Annotated in this window: 15 protein-coding genes and 1 pseudogene; 9 read left to right on the top strand and 7 right to left on the bottom strand. The window is 69.7% G+C overall.

Going from position 1 to position 17,373, the window contains the following annotated elements; translation table 11 throughout:
* Window positions 1-21: 21 nt before the first annotated feature.
* Window positions 22-306: a pentapeptide repeat-containing protein gene (locus ACFY16_RS36190; RefSeq protein ID WP_390651471.1), complete on the bottom strand. Its 285-nt coding sequence runs from the start codon at window positions 304-306 to the stop codon at window positions 22-24.
* Window positions 307-894: 588 nt separating this feature from the next.
* Between ACFY16_RS36190 and ACFY16_RS36195 the strand changes: the two genes are divergently transcribed.
* Window positions 895-2,529 (top strand): serine/threonine-protein kinase, encoded by a 1,635-nt coding sequence (locus tag ACFY16_RS36195; RefSeq protein WP_390651457.1) that lies wholly within the window; start codon window positions 895-897, stop codon window positions 2,527-2,529.
* 9 nt (window positions 2,530-2,538) lie between these two features.
* Here the strand turns inward: ACFY16_RS36195 and ACFY16_RS36200 are convergent, their stop codons facing one another.
* A complete protein-coding gene (locus ACFY16_RS36200; protein ID WP_390651458.1) occupies window positions 2,539-4,530 on the bottom strand; it encodes a glycosyltransferase family 2 protein in 1,992 nt (663 codons plus the stop codon).
* A 79-nt stretch (window positions 4,531-4,609) separates the two neighbouring features.
* Window positions 4,610-6,610, bottom strand: a complete 2,001-nt coding sequence (locus ACFY16_RS36205) for a glycosyltransferase family 2 protein (protein ID WP_390651459.1) — start codon at window positions 6,608-6,610, stop codon at window positions 4,610-4,612.
* Window positions 6,611-7,064: 454 nt separating this feature from the next.
* Here ACFY16_RS36205 and ACFY16_RS36210 point away from each other — a divergent pair, with 454 nt between their 5' ends.
* Both ACFY16_RS36210 and ACFY16_RS36215 read left to right on the top strand, forming a co-directional pair.
* Window positions 7,065-7,700, top strand: a complete 636-nt coding sequence (locus tag ACFY16_RS36210; RefSeq protein WP_390651460.1) for an integrin alpha — start codon at window positions 7,065-7,067, stop codon at window positions 7,698-7,700.
* Window positions 7,701-7,937: 237 nt separating this feature from the next.
* Window positions 7,938-8,261, top strand: coding sequence for an Imm53 family immunity protein (locus tag ACFY16_RS36215; RefSeq protein WP_390651461.1), 324 nt, complete (start codon window positions 7,938-7,940; stop codon window positions 8,259-8,261).
* 312 nt (window positions 8,262-8,573) lie between these two features.
* Here the strand turns inward: ACFY16_RS36215 and ACFY16_RS36220 are convergent, their stop codons facing one another.
* Both ACFY16_RS36220 and ACFY16_RS36225 read right to left on the bottom strand, forming a co-directional pair.
* On the bottom strand, window positions 8,574-8,753 hold the full coding sequence (locus ACFY16_RS36220) for a DUF397 domain-containing protein (RefSeq protein WP_390651462.1): 180 nt from the start codon (window positions 8,751-8,753) through the stop codon (window positions 8,574-8,576).
* Between the two features lie 10 nt (window positions 8,754-8,763).
* Complete coding sequence (locus ACFY16_RS36225; protein WP_390651463.1) at window positions 8,764-9,474, bottom strand: DUF5753 domain-containing protein; 711 nt, start codon at window positions 9,472-9,474, stop codon at window positions 8,764-8,766.
* A 98-nt stretch (window positions 9,475-9,572) separates the two neighbouring features.
* Here ACFY16_RS36225 and ACFY16_RS36230 point away from each other — a divergent pair, with 98 nt between their 5' ends.
* Together ACFY16_RS36230 and ACFY16_RS36235 are read left to right on the top strand one after the other, a co-directional pair.
* On the top strand, window positions 9,573-10,028 hold the full coding sequence (locus ACFY16_RS36230; RefSeq protein WP_390651464.1) for an ATP-binding protein: 456 nt from the start codon (window positions 9,573-9,575) through the stop codon (window positions 10,026-10,028).
* Window positions 10,029-10,120: 92 nt separating this feature from the next.
* Complete coding sequence (locus tag ACFY16_RS36235; protein WP_390651472.1) at window positions 10,121-10,729, top strand: Uma2 family endonuclease; 609 nt, start codon at window positions 10,121-10,123, stop codon at window positions 10,727-10,729.
* On the opposite strand, the pseudogene ACFY16_RS36240 reads toward ACFY16_RS36235, so the two are convergent.
* Window positions 10,689-10,961, bottom strand: a pseudogene (locus ACFY16_RS36240) (helix-turn-helix transcriptional regulator); the annotation flags it as partial. The gene ACFY16_RS36235 and the pseudogene ACFY16_RS36240 sit on opposite strands and share 41 nt — an antisense overlap.
* Between ACFY16_RS36240 and ACFY16_RS36245 the strand changes: the two are divergent.
* The 3 genes from ACFY16_RS36245 to ACFY16_RS36255 all read left to right on the top strand — a co-directional run bounded on the left by ACFY16_RS36245 (window position 10,912) and on the right by ACFY16_RS36255 (window position 14,831).
* Window positions 10,912-11,157: a hypothetical protein gene (locus tag ACFY16_RS36245; RefSeq protein ID WP_390651465.1), complete on the top strand. Its 246-nt coding sequence runs from the start codon at window positions 10,912-10,914 to the stop codon at window positions 11,155-11,157. The pseudogene ACFY16_RS36240 and the gene ACFY16_RS36245 overlap by 50 nt on opposite strands.
* Window positions 11,158-11,294: 137 nt before the next feature.
* Window positions 11,295-12,932: a succinic semialdehyde dehydrogenase gene (locus ACFY16_RS36250; protein ID WP_390651466.1), complete on the top strand. Its 1,638-nt coding sequence runs from the start codon at window positions 11,295-11,297 to the stop codon at window positions 12,930-12,932.
* Window positions 12,933-12,971: 39 nt separating this feature from the next.
* The gene (locus tag ACFY16_RS36255) at window positions 12,972-14,831 is read left to right on the top strand and encodes a GMC family oxidoreductase N-terminal domain-containing protein (RefSeq protein ID WP_390651467.1); all 1,860 of its coding nucleotides are present in this window, start codon (window positions 12,972-12,974) and stop codon (window positions 14,829-14,831) included.
* Between the two features lie 149 nt (window positions 14,832-14,980).
* Here ACFY16_RS36255 and ACFY16_RS36260 read toward each other — a convergent pair whose 3' ends face one another.
* A complete protein-coding gene (locus ACFY16_RS36260) occupies window positions 14,981-16,075 on the bottom strand; it encodes an LPXTG cell wall anchor domain-containing protein (RefSeq protein WP_390651468.1) in 1,095 nt (364 codons plus the stop codon).
* A 224-nt stretch (window positions 16,076-16,299) separates the two neighbouring features.
* On the opposite strand from ACFY16_RS36260, the gene ACFY16_RS36265 reads away from it, so the two are divergent.
* Window positions 16,300-17,373 (top strand): hypothetical protein (locus ACFY16_RS36265; protein ID WP_390651469.1); only part of this gene is annotated, 1,074 nt, incomplete at its 3' end.

Below are 17,373 nucleotides of genomic sequence, written 5' to 3' on the forward strand. Positions count from 1 at the left end.
GCCGCAGGCGGCGCCGTCCGGCTACACGCCGACCCAGCGGGACGCACCCCTCCAGCCGGCCCCCGCCCCGGCGCGTGCGGCGCCCTCCACGCGGGGTGTGCTGGTGGCCGCGCTGCTGGTCGCCGCGATGGCAGGGGCGGGCGTGTCCGCGGCGGCGCTGCTGATGCACCGGGGTGATGACGGGGCCGGGACGCCGGTGAGTTCGGCACCACGCAGTTCGGCACCGCGCAGTTCGGCGCCACGGAGCTCCGCGCCGTCATCCGCCGTGACGGGCACCCCGTCCAACGCGTCCGAGGACCGACCCACCGCCCCCTCCGGCTACCGCGTCGCCGACGACCCCGCCGGCTTCTCGCTCGCCGTGCCGGAGGACTTCACCCGCAAACCCCAGGGCGAGCGGATCTTCTACATGTCGGCGGGGGAGATCTTCCGCATCGGCATCAGGGTCGCCGACCCCGAACAGGGCGGCCCGCTCGCGGTGATGCGGCGCGCGGCCGCCAAGGGCCCGGACACGAACCCGGGTTACCACGACGGCCGGGTCACCGAGACCGCGCACGACGGACGGCCCGCCGCCCTCTGGGAGTTCACCTGGAAGGGCTTCAGTACGACGGAGGGCCCCCGGCACACCTACGACCTGTGCTGGGAGGAGAACGGGCGCATGTACGACGTGTGGGTGTCGGCGCCGGTCGGGAAGGTGCGGGAGGCCCGGGAGTACTTCGACGTCGCGGTCGACACGTTCGTACGGGCCTGAAAGAAGTTGGTACGGGCCCGAAAAGGGTTCGTACGGACCTGGGAATCCGCACAAGTGGGAGATAAGTGACCGCTTGGGTCACGGGTCTGTGACCGGTGTGCGATCGATGTGGATGCGGGAACTCATGGCGCGATATGGATGGACTCATGAGCAGCAACGGGGGAGCCCGCCAGGGAGCTGATGATCCGACGAGTTTCGGTCTGCAACCGCCGAACCCACCTGCGGCGGTGCCGCATCCCAACAACCCGTACGCGGCGGCGCCGACCGAGGTGGTCCCGCCGCAGGCCCTGGACGGCGGCGCCGGGCGGCTCATCGGCGGCCGGTACCGGCTGCTGGCCAAACTCGGGCACGGCGGCATGGGCACCGTGTGGCGGGCCAAGGACGAGACGGTGGACCGCGAGGTCGCCGTGAAGGAGCCGCGCGTCCCGGACCATCTTCCCGAACGCGAACGCGCCAACGCCTTCGAGCGGATGCGCCGCGAGGCGCGCGCCGCGGCCCGGCTGGACCATCCGGCTGTCGTGAACGTGTACGACGTGGCGGTGGTCGACGACCGGCCCTGGATCGTGATGGAGCTGGTGCGGGGACGTTCGCTCGGCGACGCCCTCCAGGAGGGCACGCTCGGCCCACGCGAGGCCGCCCGGATCGGCCTGGAGGTGCTGGGCGCGCTGGAGGCGGCGCACGCGGCGGGCGTCCTGCACCGGGACGTCAAGCCGGACAACGTGCTGCTCGGCCGGCACGACCGGGTCGTCCTCACCGACTTCGGCATCGCCCGGATCGAGGGCGAGACGAGCCTGACGGACACCGGTGGCTTCGTCGGCTCGCCCGAGTACATCGCGCCGGAGCGCGTGCTGGGCCAGCGGCCCGGTCCGGCGAGCGACCTGTGGTCGCTCGGCGTGGTGCTGTACGCGGCCACGGAGGGCGTCTCGCCCTTCCGCCGCAGCAACACGCCCGCCACCCTCCAGTCCGTCCTCAACGCCACGCCCGCCCCGCCCGCCTCCGCGCAGGGCCCGCTCGCCGAGGCCATCAACGGCCTGCTCCAGAAGGACCCGGCCCGCCGTCCGGGCCCCGCCCAGGTCCGCGCGCTGCTGGCAGCGGCCGCGAACCCGCCCACGCCCGAGCCCACACAGGTCGTGCGCTACCAGGAAGCCCCGAAAAAGGGCCTCCGGCTCGGCCGTACGGCATGGCTCGGCCTCGGCGCGGCGGTGGTCGCGGCGGCGGTGGTGACGTATCTGGTCGTCGCCGACCCGTTCGCGGGCCCGCTGCCCGATGGTTGGAGCCTGCACAAGGAGAAGGACGTCGCCGCGACGCTCGCGGTGCCCGACGACTACCGGCGCGGGCTCCCTGACCGCAAGACGGACCGGAGCCACTGGGTCACGTACACCGACTGGAGCGGCAGCATCTCGATCGGCCTGTTCCTCGACAAGAAGGCCGAGGACACGAGCAAGATCATCGCCGACTCCGCGGCCGCCGAGATGTACGACGACGACGCCAAGTTCAAGCAGCAGGGCGACTACGACCTCGACATGCCCCAGGGCCCGAGGACCACCACCGAGGACGGCAAGACGTACCACGGCAAGAAGGCCGCCGAGAACACGATCGTCTACACCACCGACGACACCCAGAACCCGCGCCCCCGCGAGCTGAAGATCTTCTACTACCGGAATTCCGCCGGCGACATGTACAAGCTCACCGTCAGCTATCCGGGCAAGGGGGACTTCACGGAGCGGGGGCGGGAGGTGGCGCGGGTGGCGATCGCGAATCTGGACGTCAACGAATTGTGATCCGCTCCGTCACCTCAGCTTGCCGGTGACTGCCTTGAGGAGGTCGGTCTTCGCCACCAGCAACGCGAACCGCTTCCCGCCGGACTCCGGTGCCGGCTTGGCGTACCAGGGCAGGCCCCGGCGGCGCCACTTGGCCGCCGCGAGCTTCTTCGGCAGTGCCGGAAGAGGTACCGACCACTCGCCCAGGTGGAGTGCGCCGGTCCAGAGGCCGCGGGACAGCTCTTGGACGGGGACGCGGGCGGTGAAGGCGTTGGAGCCCGGCGTGCGTTCGGCGGGGAAGGCCGCCCGTGTGCCGGAGTCTCCGGTGAGCGTGACGCTCAGCTCCCCGTCGGGGTAGGCGGCGAGCTTGCTGCGCCCGGTGATCACCAGCTCGGTGGGGTTGTCGGCCGACCAGCGGAAGCCGTCGACCGACAGGCGCGACGCCACCTTGTGCTTGCGCTCACCGAGGTCGAGGGTGAAGTTGCCGTACGGGGTGGTGTAGAGGCCGACCGCCCGCCGGGTGCCGTCGGGCAGGGCGGTGACCCGGACGGTCGTCTCGCCGGAGACGTCGTCGGCCCGTCTGCTGCCGATGCGGGTCTCGCGGGAGACGCCCTGGGCGCCGACGGCGAGGGAGATGTCCCACAGGCCGTCGGACAGCGGGGATCCGTCCGCCGCCTTGGTGATGTCCACCGCCGCCTCGAAACCGGCGTGGTCATAGGCGAAGTGCCCGTCGTCCTCGGCCGCGCCGAGACCGGGGGTCGCGGTGTGGGTGACGGGGAGACGGTGCTCGGTGCCGCTGTCACGCTCGCGCAGGACCAGTTCGGTGGTGACGTCGCGCGTCTCCACGCGGTGCAGGTAGGCGTGGCCGGCCAGGTGGAGGGTGGTGCCGTCCAGGTCGGCGCGGGTGAGGTGGTGGCGGAAGCCCAGCTTGTCCGTGACGTCGTAGAGCGCGTCCGGGATCTCGCGGGCCGGGTCACGGAGGAAGGGGTAGCGGGCGTAGGCGCGGCCCTTGTCGAGGAGGAGGGGGGTGGAGACCTTGGCTGTCGCCAACCCCTTCTCGAACTGCACGAGTTCCAGTGCCTCGTCGAGCATCCGGTGGCGTACGAGGTGCAGGCGCAGCCGGGCCATCGCCGAGAGCTCGTTGTTCATGCCGTCGTGCCAGAGGGGGGCGATGACCTCGGCGAGGCGGGCGAGGTGCTTCTCCTGCTCCGGACGGGGCTCGTGCACCAGGTAGTCGAGGAAGAAGGGCACTTCGACGGTGAGGTGCCGGTGGGCGAGGTGGTCGCGGCCGGGGCCGGGTGGCACGTTCTCGAGGATCATGTCGGCCACGTGCGGAATGAACTTCCAGCGGGACTCGATGTCGGCGGTTGTGGTGATGTTGCCGCCGTCGTCGCGGTTGACCCAGTAGATGCAGTCGTAGTCGGCCACGACGGAGATGCCGGCCGCGCGAATGTAGGCCAGGCCCATGAACAGCTGGTCCTCGCCGTACCGCAGGTCCGTCGCGAACCGCATCCCGTGGCGTTCCAGGAGCTCCCGGCGTATCAGCTTCATCGGGTTGAGCGTCCAGTACACCCGTGAGTTGAAGACGTCCGTCTTCGGCTGGTTGCGCTGGAACATCGACTTGGGCGCGCCGCGGCCGCCGACGCCGACCATCTTGCCGAGGACGATGTCCGTGCCGTTCTCCTCGGCCATGGCCACCATGCGTTCCAGGGTCTCCGGGCCCAGGTAGTCGTCGGCGTCCAGGAAGAACACGAACTGCCCCTGCGCGTGGTCGAGTCCGACGTTGCGCGGCACCGACGGGCCGCCGGAGTTCTCCTGGTGGATGACGTGCAGCAGGCCCTGATGTACCTCGCTCAGCCGGTCGAGTTCCGCCGCCGTGCCGTCGGTCGAGCCGTCGTCGACGACTATGACCTCCAACGCGTCCTGCCCGATGCTCTGCTCGGCCACGGACGTGATGCAACGGGTCAGGTATGGCATCGCGTTGTACGCGGCGACGATGACCGAAACAGTGGGGCGTTCCATTGCCACGCTTTCTGAGAGATCCGAGAGATCCGAGAGACCGGAGAGATCTGAGAGAGGAGGGTGGTGGATCCGGTGGACCTCAGGGCTTGAGCCGGTTCGCGATCGCCTTGACCACGCTGGTCTGGGCCACCCGCAGCCCGAACTTCTTCCCGTCGCCACCGGAGGCCGGCTTGGCGTACCAGGTCCGGCCGAGCCGGCGCCACTTGGTGGGCGGCAGCGTCTTCGGGAGCGCCGGAAGCGGCGCTGCCCAGTCGCCGAGGCGGAGTTCGCCGCGCCAGAGGCCGGCGGGCAGCTCGGACACCTGGACGCGGGCGGTGAAGGAGTCGGTGTACAGGGTGCGTTCGGCGGGGAAGGCAGCGGTGGACTTGCCGTCCCCGGTGAGTACGACGGTGAGGTCGCCGTCCGGGTAGGCGCCGAGCGTGCTCTGTCCGGTGACCACCAGCATGCCGGGGTCGCTCGCCGACCAGCGGAAGGCCTCGACCGGCAGGCGTGACATGACCCGGTGCTTCTGCTCGCCCAGGTCGATCGTGTAGTTGCCGTACGGCTTGGTGGTGTACAGGGTGACGGCACGGGCACCCTGCGCGGTGTCCACGACCCGTATGTCCGGCTTGCCGTCCAGGTCCTTGTCGCGCTTGCTGCCGATCCGGGCCTCACGGGACAGGCCCTGCGCGCCGACGGTCAGATAGATGTCCCAGAGGCCGTCGGTCAGGGGCTTGCCGTCGGCCGCGGTGTCGATGTCGACGACGGCCTCGAAGCCGGCCTGCTCGTAGGCGAAGTGCCCCGCGTCCTGGTCGGCACCGAGGCCCGGCGTCGGGGTGTGCGTGACGGGCAGCCGGTACTCGACCTTGCTGTCCCGTTCGCGCAGGAGGAGAGCGGTGGTCACCTCGTCGGTCGCCACGCGGTGCAGGTAGGCGTGTCCGGCCAAGTGCAGTTCGGTGCCGCGCAGTTCGGCGCGGGAGACGTGGTGGCGGGTGCCGAGCCGGTCGGTGACCTCGTAGTAGGCGTCGGGGACGGAGCGGGACGGGTCGCGCAGGAAGGGGTACCGGACGTACGCGCGGCCGTTGTCGATCAGCAGCGGGGTGGCGGCCTTCGACGCGCTCTCCCGGATCTCGAAGCGGTCGACTTCGAGGAGTTCGTCGAGCATCCGCTCCCGGATGAAGTGCAGCCGCAGCCAGGCCGCCCCCGTGATCCGCTCGCGCAGGCCCTCGTGGAGCAGCGGGTCGATGATCTCGGCGAGCCGGGCCAGGGTCTTCTCCTGCTGCTCGCGGGGCTCCCGCGAGAGGTGCCAGCGGACCAGGGTGCGCACCTCGACGGTCAGGTGCCGGTGTGCCAGGTGGTCGCGGTTCGGGCCGGCCGGGACGCTGTCGATCATCATGTCGACCATGCGGGCGAGATAGCGCAGCCGGGGCTCGGAACCGGAGGTGGTTTGGGTGACGTTGTTGCCGTCGTCCCGCAGCACCCAGAACACGCAGTCGTAGTCGGCGACGATGGAGATGCCCGACGCCTCCAGATACGCCTTGCCCACGAACGGCTGGTCCTCGCCGGTGCGCAGGTCGGTCGGGAAGCGCAGTTCGAGCCGCTTCAGGAGGCTGTGGCGGAACAGCTTCATGGGGCTGAGGGTCCACCAGGCGCGGGAGTTGAAGACGTCGGTCTTCGGCTGGTCGCGCTGGAACATCGACTTCGGCGCGCCGCGGCCGCCGACGCCGACCATCTTGCCGAGGACGACGTCGGTGCCGTTCTTCTCGGCCATGGCCACCATGCGCGCCAGGGCCTCGGGGCCGAGGTAGTCGTCGGCGTCCAGGAAGAAGACGTACTTGCCGCGCGCGAGTTCGAGACCGGCGTTGCGGGGGGCCGCGGGGCCACCGGAGTTCTCCTGGTGGACGACGCGCAGCAGCTTCGGGTACACGGTGGCCAGGCGTTCGAGTTCGGCCGGGGTCGTGTCGGTGGAACCGTCGTTGACGGCGATGACTTCCAGCTGCTCACGGCCGATGGTCTGGTCCGCGACGGACTCGATACAACGCGTCAGATAGGGCATCGCGTTGTACGCAGCGATGATCACCGAAACGGTGGGGCCAGCCATCGTCACGCTCTCCAAGAATACGGGGCACGCCCCGGATCATGGTCGGCTTCGCAGGTGCTGGCTCAGCCTCCGTTTGCTTGGGGGAAGGTGCCGGAAGGAATGTGAAGATACCATGAGCCGCCGACGGCTACCCGATGACGGGGAAGTGAAACCTCTTGTTCACCAATGCGTGACGCGGGCCACTCGGCAGCGCCTGACTTGTCCGTTGTTTACGCTGATATTGCATTCCGAAACATTGCACCGAGAAGGCGCCGAAAGGTTACCGCCTGTATGCGTGCTGTGTGCAGTCGGTTGATCGAAAGTCATTGACACCCTTTACCTAGGACATATTTAGTCAGCGCTTATAGCGTTCACAGACGGGCCATCAGGTCCCGTCCGGGGTGGGAACGGGGTGGAGTGTGCGTACGCGTACACGGCTGGCTGGAGCTCTGGCTGCGCAGCAAGCGCTTTCTTGATGGCTGAGGGGGTGGTGTCGCTCGGTGCGCACCCTGCCGCGGCGGCCACTTGCGCGGCGGGATCGGCGGGCGACTTCAACGGCGACGGCGTGGGTGACACGGTCATCCCCGACCCGACTGCCACAGTGAACGGAGCGAAGAAGGCCGGGCTGGTGCGCGTGGTGCTCGGGAACAATAAGGGCGCTTTCGAGATCTCCCAGGCCACCAGCGGTATGCCCGCCGCGCCCGAGGCCGGGGACGGCTTCGGGACCTCGTACGCGACATATGACGCCGACGGTGACGGCTGCGGCGACCTGGTGGTCGGCGCCCCGTACGAGAACATCTCCAGGAACGGGACCCAGATCTATGACGCCGGGGCGATCTATGTCATTCATGGCACGCCCACCGGCATCGGTGCGGGCTCCACGATCGAGGGCTACAGCCAGGACGGCTACGACTCGGCCACGACGACCGAGGCGTACGACTGGTTCGGCTTCTCGATGATGTCGGGCACGGCCGCGAGCGGTGACCCGTACCTGATCGTCGGGGTCCCTGGCGAGAACGTCACCACGGACGGCAAGACCTACGCGGACGCCGGCTGCATCGAGTACTGCGACGGGGCCGGGACGGGTCCGGCACACTGCTGTCGTGGCTAAGTGCATATCAGAGGCTGTATAGCGCTACTGGCTGCTGGAAGCGTTGGGCTACGACCCCTTCCAACGTTGGGACGGCGGCCGCAGCCGGCGGCTCGCCTCGACCTGGTCCACGTGGTGCCTGCGCCCTCCGCTCGACCGGTTGGGCACATGCGAACGCGGACGGATCAGTTGTGCCGACACCGCACATCAACGAAGCCGACGGCAGTGCGAGGCCGTTGGACGACTGGGAGAAGGCCGATGGCTGCCCGTGACGGTAGGGACTCCGAGAGGGATCCGCTCAACACGCTCGTTCGTTGGTACGCGGCCCAGTGCGACGGCGACTGGGAGCACGAGTTCGGGGTACGGCTCGCAAGCCTGGACAACCCCGGCTGGAGCATCGAGGTCGACCTCCTGGGGACAGCGGCGGAGGCTCGGCTGATGCCCAAGCAGCGCACGGACGACGACCGGGGAAGGTGGATGATCGCTTGGTCCGACGGTGAGATGTTCCGTGCCTCGTGCGACCCCGGATCGCTCGAAAGGATGTTGGAGGTGTTCCAGGAGTTCGTCTCTCGCAAGGAGTGAGCGGCCTCCTGGTGGACTGGGGCCCGTCAGTCGCGATACTCGCGATACTGGCGGGCCCTTTTCCGTGTATTCATCGTCTGCGCTCCCGATACCTCCGCGGCGGCAACTGGCTCTACGAGAGCCGTCGCAGGGTTGGTAGATCTGTTCCGCGCGCAGTCCCGGAAGGGCCTGGTCACCGCCGACGAGACTGGAACGAATCCGCCAATCACTGGCCCGCAGTAGCGGCCAAAGGATGCACCGCTCAAGCCGCAGTCGCCCACCAGGCCGCAGCCTGCGCTTGTCACGGGCCCTCTGCGGTACGGCGTGGCTGGTTCAGGAGCAACTTCGCAGGGCGGATATCAGGGCGCTGAGCTGGCGGGGGCCGGTGGTGAGGATCGTGTCGAGTTCGTCGCTCTCGCGGAGGAGGATCGTTCCCGTGGGGGTGGTGGCGAGGTAGACGCAGGAGGAGGCCTCCTCGCTGTATGTGGATTTCTGCCAGATGAGTTCGGTCACGGCTCGGCTCTCAGATGTCTTGGGCGGTGCGGTGGATGAGGCGGCGGGAGTCGTCGGGTTCCAGGGTGGCCTCCTCCATGCGGTCCAGGATCAGTCGGTATTTCTTCAACTGTGCAACGGCATCGATCAGTTCACTGCCGTGCGCGGCGTCCAACTGTGCCGTGTCCAGCGCGGGCACCGGTCCGTACGCGTAGTCCAGCCCATGGCCCACGGTGGGGAACGCGGTGCCGTCGAAGGGGATCACCCGCAGGGTGATGTGCGGCTGCTCGCTCATCTTGACCAGGTGGTCGAGCTGGGTACGGGCCACTTCCCGCCCACCGAACCGCATGCGCAGAGCAGCTTCGTGGATGATCGCCGTGTACTGCGGGGGCCGCTCGCGATGGAGGACAGCCTGACGCTTGATCCGATGGGAGATGCGGTACTCGATCTCGTGCGGGCGCAGAGTCGGGACCGCCTGACGGAAAAGTGTGCGGGCGTGCTCCGGTGTCTGGAGCAGGCCGGGGATGTTGATGACCTGCGCCACGCGCAGGGCGGCCGCATGGTGCTCCATCTCCGCCACGTCCAGGAAGCGGGGCGGCAGCGTGTCCCGGTACTCCTCCCACCAGCCGCGTTCGCGGTACGCCGCCATGGCCACGAGTGCGTCGATCAAGGCATCGTCGGTGCAGTCGTAGTTGTGGGCGAGGGTGCGGATGCGCTGCTCGCTTAGCGCACCGCGCCGCACCGCGACGTGCGCGGCACTGCCACCGCCCGGCCGAGCCGTCGAGCGAGCCGACTTCCCCCACCGCAGGAGGCATTCATGGTCACCGTATCCCCGTCGGAGTGCGAAGGGCCCCAACGTGGGCGTACGCCCTCCAACTGCCCCACGACCCGCTCGCCCCGCGCATCGCCCGAACCACCCTCCGTGCCGTCCTCGCCGGACACGGCCTCCCTCAACTCACCGACAGCGCCGAGCTGTTGACCTCCGAACTCGTCACCAACGCCTACCGCCACTCCACCGGCCCCGCCACCCTCCGCCTCCGCGCCCTGCCCGGCACCCGTCTGCGCGTGAGCGTGTGGGACGCCAACCCGCACATTCCGCCTCCCTTCGACAAGGGCCGAGGCCCGCTCCGGCCCGTGCCGACCGAGGCGGACAGCGGGCGCGGGCTGTTCCTCGTAAGTCATTACGCGGACGCGTGGGGCGGCTACCCGCTCGGGGGCGATCTCTTCGGGCGGGGCGGGAAGCTGCTGTGGTGCGAGGTGGGAGTGCAGGCCATGGGTCGGACGGCTGCGGCATGAGTGCGGTCGAGGGGCGGGCGACCGGAGTGGCCCGGCGCTATCGTAGGAAGGGCGACACGCTCTGTAACCAATGGAGGACCGTGGTGACCACCATGACCGAGCGCCCGGCGGCCATAGACGCTCCTCCGGCCGGATCCTTCGAGGACATGCTCCGGATCGTCGAGGAACTGAACACGCCTGCCGGCTACAAGGCCGAGCTCATCCGGGGGAAGATCGTCGTGTCGCCGTGGTCGAAGTTGCGCTACCTGCGTCCCATGCGAAGGCTGCGCGCGCAGGTGGAGGCCCATGCTCCCGAGGGGCACGTCACTGAGACCTCGCCCTTCCTCTTCGTGTTCCCTCCCTCTGAGCGAGGCTTCGGCCCCGATCTCTTCGTCGCCGACGAATCCGCCTTCGACGAGGACGGCCGCCACGCCGACGGCTCCGCCCTCTCCCTCGTCGCCGAGCTGACCTCGGACTCCACCAAGGACGTGGACTGGATCGACAAGCTGGACACGTATGGGCGGATCGTGCCCGTGTATCTGCTGCTCGACATGAAGATCCAGGAGATCAGCGCGTTCTGGGACCCCTCTCCCAAGGGATACCGGTCGCGCACGAACATCCCCTTCGGGCGGCCGTTGCACGTGCCCGCGCCCTTCGACTTCGAGCTGGACACGTCGGAGTTCATCCTGCCTGAGCCGGAAGCCGGTACTTCCCCGGAGTGACGCCGAACTCCCGGCTGAACGCGTGTGAGAGGGCGTACGGACTGCTGTAGCCGGCCTCGCGTGCCACCGAAGCCAGTGACGCGTCCGAGTTCCGGAGCAGAGCCGCCGCCAGGGTCAGCCGCCACCAGGTCAGATACGCCATCGGCGGCCGGCCCACGAGGGCGGTGAAGCGGCGGGCCAGCGTGGCGCGGGAGACGCCCGCCTCGGCGGCCAGGCGGTCGTTGGTCGACGGCTACGAGGCCGCCCTCGTCGACACCGCATACGGCTTCCAGGCCACCCCGACCCGGGTCATGGAGCTGATGATCCTCACCGACGACGACCGCATGTACGAGCTGCGGGTCGACATGCCCAAGGGCACGGCCGACGAGAAGAAGGGCACCGCGGTCTTCAAGGGCGCCCGCGACCGCCTTGAGATCGGAATTGACTGAACGGTGGCTGACCATCGCCGAACAACGGCCTGATCAGCACGTTCGTTGCCAGTGATCACTGGCTGTGTGTGAGCACTCGGTGAATCCCGATTACCGACGGGTACCCAAAGTTTCCGCTCCGGCATACCCTGCGGCTCATGACGGACTCGCAGGCCCCGGAGAAGACCGGCACGGGCACACCCGAACAGACCGGCACCAACCCTCTCGCCCCCGCTCCCACGGGCGCCCGTACCGCCGCCGACGTGGTCACCCCCGAGCTGGTCGCGCAGCTCACCAAGGGCGTGGTCGGCTCGGGCCGGACCGCCAACCACACGCCGTTCACCGGCGAGAAGCTCGCCGACCTGCCCGAGTCCACCCCCGAGGACGTGCGAGAGGCCTTCGAGGCGGCCCGCGCCGCCCAGGCCGTCTGGGCGCGGACTCCCGTACGGCAGCGCGCCGCCGTCCTGCTCCGCTTCCACGACCTCGTCCTCGCCCGCCAGGCCGAGGTGCTCGACCTGATCCAGTTGGAGACCGGCAAGGCACGCCTGCACGCCCACGAGGAGGTGCAGGCCGTCGCCGTCGCGGCCCGCCACTACGGCCGCAAGGCCCCCGCCTACCTCAAGCCGAAGCGGCACGCGGGCGCCATGCCCACCCTCACCAAGGTCACCGAGCTGCGTCACCCGCGCGGTGTCGTCGGCCAGATCGCCCCCTGGAACTACCCCCTCGAACTCTCCGTCGGCGACGCGCTCCCGGCCTTCGTCGCGGGCAACGCCGTCGTGATGAAGCCGGACACCGAGACGTGCCTCACCGCCCTGTGGGCCCGTGACCTCCTCATCGAGGCCGGGCTGCCCGCCGAGGTGTTCCAGGTCGTCATCGGCGACGGACCGGTCGTCGGCCCCGAGATCGTCAAGCACGCCGACTACGTCTCCTTCACCGGCTCCACTCGCACCGGCCGCGAGGTCGCCCAGGGCGCCGCCGCCCGTCTGGTCGGCGTCTCTCTTGAACTCGGCGGCAAGAACGCCATGCTGGTCCTGGAGGACGCCGACATCGAGAAGGCCGCCGCGGGCGCCGTCCGTGCCTGCTTCTCCTCCGCCGGGCAACTCTGCATCTCCATCGAGCGGTTGTACGTCCACGCCTCCGTCGCGGACGCCTTCCTCGAGCGCTTCGCCGCCCGCACCAAGGCCATGCGGCTCGGCACGTCCCTCGCGTACGGCGCCGACATGGGCTCGCTGGTCGGCGAACGCCAGCTGGAGACCGTCAAGCGGCATGTGGAGGAGGCCGTCGCCAAGGGCGCGAAGGTCGTCGCCGGCGGGGTCGCCCGCCCGGACATCGGCCCGTACTTCTTCGAGCCCACCATCCTCGACGGCGTCGAGGCCCCCATGTCCGTGTGCACGGAGGAGACGTTCGGCCCGGTCGTCTCCCTCTACCGCTTCACGTCCGAGGACGAGGCGGTCGAGCACGCCAACTCAACGCCGTACGGCCTGAACTCCTCCGTGTGGACGAAGGACGGCCGGCGCGGCCGCGCGGTCGCCGCCCGCTTGCGCACCGGCACGGTCAACGTCAACGACGGCTACGCCCCCGCCTACGGCAGTGTCCAGTCGCCCATGGGCGGCATGAAGGACTCCGGCCTCGGCCGCCGCCACGGTTCCGAGGGCATCCTCAAGTACACCGAGGCCCAGACGGTCGCCCACCAGCGACTGCTGCCGATGGCGCCCTCGCTGGGGATGGACGACGAGAAGTACGCGGAGTTCATGAGCCGGAGCCTGCGGCTGATGAAGGCGTTCCGTTTCCGCTAGATCCCGCCGCACAACGGCAGTTCTCAACGAGGAGAGCACGTGTCACAGGAGAACTCTGTCCGCACGCAGGACGACGACCCGGGCCACGCCGACGCGGCCCCCGGCGACTCGGGCCACGACGACTCCGGCTACGACTACGACGTCGTCGTCGTCGGCTCCGGCTTCGGCGGCTCCGTCACCGCCCTGCGCCTGACCGAGAAGGGCTACCGCGTCGGCGTCCTGGAAGCCGGCCGCCGCTTCACCCGCGAGTCCCTGCCCAAGAACTCCTGGGACCTGAAGAACTATCTGTGGGCTCCCAAGCTCGGCATGTACGGCATCCAGCGCATCCACCTGCTGGGCAACGTCATGGTCCTGGCCGGTGCGGGCGTCGGCGGCGGCTCCCTCAACTACGCCAACACCCTTTACGTACCGCCGAAGCCCTTCTTCGACGACCCCCAGTGGCGTGACATCACCGACTGGCGGGAGGAGTTGGAGCCGTACTACGACCAGGCCCGCCGCATGCTCGGCGTACGGCTCAACCCCACCATGACCCCCTCCGACGTCCACCTCAAGGCGGCGGCCCAGCGGATGGGCGTGGGCGACACCTTCCACATGGCGCCGGTCGGGGTGTTCTTCGGGGACGGCCAGGATGCCGGCGGCGAGGCGAAGGCCAAGCCCGGTGAGCAGGTGGCGGACCCGTACTTCGGTGGGGCGGGCCCGGCGCGCAAGGCCTGTACCGAGTGCGGCGAGTGCATGACGGGCTGCCGGCACGGCGCGAAGAACACCCTCAACGAGAACTACCTCCACCTCGCCGAGAAGGCGGGCGCGGTCGTGCACCCCATGACCACGGTCGTGTCCGTCACGGACGACTCGCGGGGCGGCTACGCGGTCGCCACGCTCCCCACGGACCGGAAGAAGAAGGGCGACGGCCGCACCTTCACCGCCCGCCGGGTCGTCCTCGCCGCCGGTACGTACGGCACCCAGACACTGCTGCACCGCATGAAGGCGGGCCGGCAGCTGCCGTACATCTCGGAGAAGCTGGGCGAGCTGACCCGTACCAACTCCGAAGCGCTGGTCGGCGCCCAGACCGACAACCGCCGCTACCGCAGGGCCACCGGCGAACCGAAGGTCGACTTCACCCGCGGGGTCGCCATCACGTCCTCGGTCCACCCCGACGAGAACACCCACATCGAGCCGGTCCGCTACGGCAAGGGCTCCAACTCGATGGGCGGCCTGTCGATCCTCCAGGTCCCGTACGCGGAGGGCTCCTCGCGCATCGCGGCCTGGCTGGCGAACGCCGCCCGCCACCCCATGCTGGTGCTGCGCTCCCTGTCCAACCGCCGTTGGTCGGAGCGGACCATCATCGGCCTGGTGATGCAGTCCCTGGACAACTCCCTGACGACGTACCTGAAGCCGGACGGCGTCGGCAAGGGCCTGCTCACCGCACGCCAGGGCCACGGCGCCCCCAACCCCAGGCAGATCAGGGCCGCCTCGGAGGCCGCTTCGGCCATCGCCGCCGAGATCAACGGCTTCGCCGGCTCGAACGTGGGCGAACTGATGGGCACCCCGCTCACCGCCCACTTCCTCGGCGGCTGCCCGATCGGCGCCACCCGCGAAACCGGCGTCATCGACCCCTACCACCGCCTCCACGGCCACCCCGGCATCTCGGTCGTCGACGGCGCGGCGGTCTCGGCGAACCTGGGCGTGAACCCGTCCCTGACGATCACCGCACAGGCGGAGCGCGCGATGGCGTACTGGCCCAACAAGGGCGAGGCGGACCCGCGCCCCGCGCAGGGAGCCGCGTACGAACGTCTGCAACCGGTCGAGCCGAAGTCGCCGGCGGTCCCGGCGGAGGCGTTCGGCGCGCTGCGGCTTCCCTTCCTGGGGATGCCGGCGGTTCCGCCGAAGCCGAAGAAGTAGCGGAAACGGGAAGGGACCTGAGCCCCCCTCCGAGCCCAGGTCCCTCTCCGCTGCCGGCGGTACGCGCCACGCCTCACGCGTCACGCGGTCCCGCCGTACGTCTCACGCCGCGCGTCTCTCCGTACGCCCTACGTCCGACGCCGTACGTCTCACGCCTGCGCGTCGCTCTTCCGGCGTCGCACCATGAACAGCGCACCGGCACCGGCCACGACGGCGACACCGCCGACCAGGCCGATCACGGGGAGGGCGGAGCTGGAGCCGGTCGAGGCGAGGCTGCCCGTGGCCGGGATCTCGACGGCGCCGCCCTGCGGCTGCTTGCCGCCGGCCGGCTTGTCGCCCTTGCCCGGCTTGGCCTCGCCCGGGTCGTCGTTGCTGCTGCCGGGCTTGAGGACCGTGAAGTCGTACTCCGAGTAGGCGCTGTGCACACAGTTCTTCTCGGCGTCCACGTATCCGCCCAGGCCCACGGTGAAGCCGTCACCGGCCGGTGCCTTCGCGGTGATGTTGACGCGCAGCTTGATGCCGACGGTCTCCTTGGGGCCGAGCTTCGTCTCGCCGAAGTAGAAGCCGTCGCCGACCTCGTCCGCGATCGACTCCCAGGTCTTGGTCTCCGGGTTGAAGTACTCGATCTCGGCGTAGGTGCCCAGCCAGTCCTTCTCGTCGTCGCTCAGCGCGTCGTTGTCGATGAGCGCGTACCACTGCACCGTGCCGAGCGACGTGTCGCTGTGGTTGGCGGCGGTGAGCTTGAAGTTGTGCCAGCCGCTGCCCGCGACGATCTTGCCGGGCAGGCCGTCGACGGAGAGGGTCAGCTGGGAGTCGGCGTCGACGCCGTCCTCGTCGACCGGGCAGTCCTCGGGCCACTCGGACGGCTCGCCGCTGGGCGTGGCCGTAGACGATGTGCTGGAGCTGCTGCCGGCCGTGCCGGTGTCGGCCGCGGGGGCCTTGTCGGTGTCGGTGTCGGTGTCGGAGCCGGAGACCGAGTCGCTGTCGTCGCCGGCCGAGTCGTCCTCGCCGGCCGCGGCGCCGCTGTCGTCGCCTGCGGTGTCCTCGCCGCCGGCGGCCTGGCTGCTCTGGTCCGTCGCCGGGGTGCTGTCGTCGGAGGCGGGGGTGGTCTGGTCCGTCGCCTGAGCGGTCGTGGACGTGTCGGGAGTGCCGTCCGACGCGAAGGCGACGGGGGCCGACAGCAGGGCGAGCGGCGCCAATACCGCTGTCGCGGCCGCGGTGGCCAGAGCTCGGCGAATTTTCATGAAGACCTCGGTGTGTCCGTGGCGCTGCGACTCGTGTTATCCCGGTCAGCAGCACACATGGGGGAGGCCTTCCGCGTGTGGAGCGCGGGATGGCCCGTGTTACTGCTGGTTTGATTCGCGACGCCTGTGAATGGTTGTACGCCGCACACAGGTTTTTTGGGCTGCCGTAATCTCTCCTCGCCGACAGCCGACCGGAGCTGACCGAGAGAAAGGCGTGCGGCGCCGTGGCCGACAGACAGTCCGAAGAGCCCGGACCTGATTCCGGGGAGTCCATACCCGACGAGGTGTGGGAGAAGTTCGTGAAGGACGCCGAGCTTGGGATCGGCGACTCGGTGCCGAAGGAGCCGTCCGCTCGGGCCCGTATGGTCACCGCGCGGCTGCGGCAGCAGGAGGCGCGGGGCGAGTTGCCCGAGGGGTGGCGCACCGGGCCGGCCTGGCAGGAGACGAACGGGCGGACGGCCCGGCGGCGGAGGCTGTGGGCGGTTCTCGGTGTGCCCGTCGCGATCGCGGTGGCCGTGGTCGCGGTGCGGCCGTCGTTGCTGCCGGGCGATCCGTTCGGCACGGGGGAATCGCAGGCGGCCGCGGCGTCACCGCTCCCGGCCGAGACCGCGGCTCCGACCGCCCCGCCGGAGTCGGCGGATCCCGAGGTCCCGACGCTGGACGATCCGTTCGCCGGTTCCCCGGCCCTGCGCTGGGCCGACGGTGCTGCGGGCATCGTCGTGCCGAAGGCGACGCCGGTCGGATCGCTGTCCAAGGCCCAGGTGGGGCAGGCGCTCGAGCAGACCAGGAAGCTCCTGGTCGACGCGAACCTCGACCCGGCCACCCTGCGCGGCGGACGCCCCGAGACCGCGCTCGCGGTGATCGATCCCCGGCAGACGGAACTGCTCGACCGGCTGAACACCTCGCTGCGCAAGCCGGACCAGGACCACGACCCGCTGACGATGTTCAGCCGCTTCGACCCCGACGAGCTGCGGCCGGTCGGTGACGTGGTCAAGATCCGTGGGCGGATGACGTTCAAGGCGGGCGAGCACGCCTCCGTCGTCGTGCACGCCGACTACACCTTCGTCTATCCGCTGGTGCGCGTCGACGACGGCGCGAACGAGGTGGCCCGCACCATCGTGCGCCGCGTGCTCGACGTCGAGCTGTCCGACCCGGCGAAGTACCGGGTCACCCCGGGGAAGATCGAAGTCCTGAGGTACGACCAGGAGATCGGCAACTCGGCCTGCGACGTCTACGACGGATATCTGCACCCCCAGTTCTCGACGGCCGAGCCCACGGGCGCAGCCCCGACCGGCCCG

The organism is Streptomyces sp. NPDC001315, assembly GCF_042896175.1.
GTDB lineage: Bacteria > Actinomycetota > Actinomycetes > Streptomycetales > Streptomycetaceae > Streptomyces.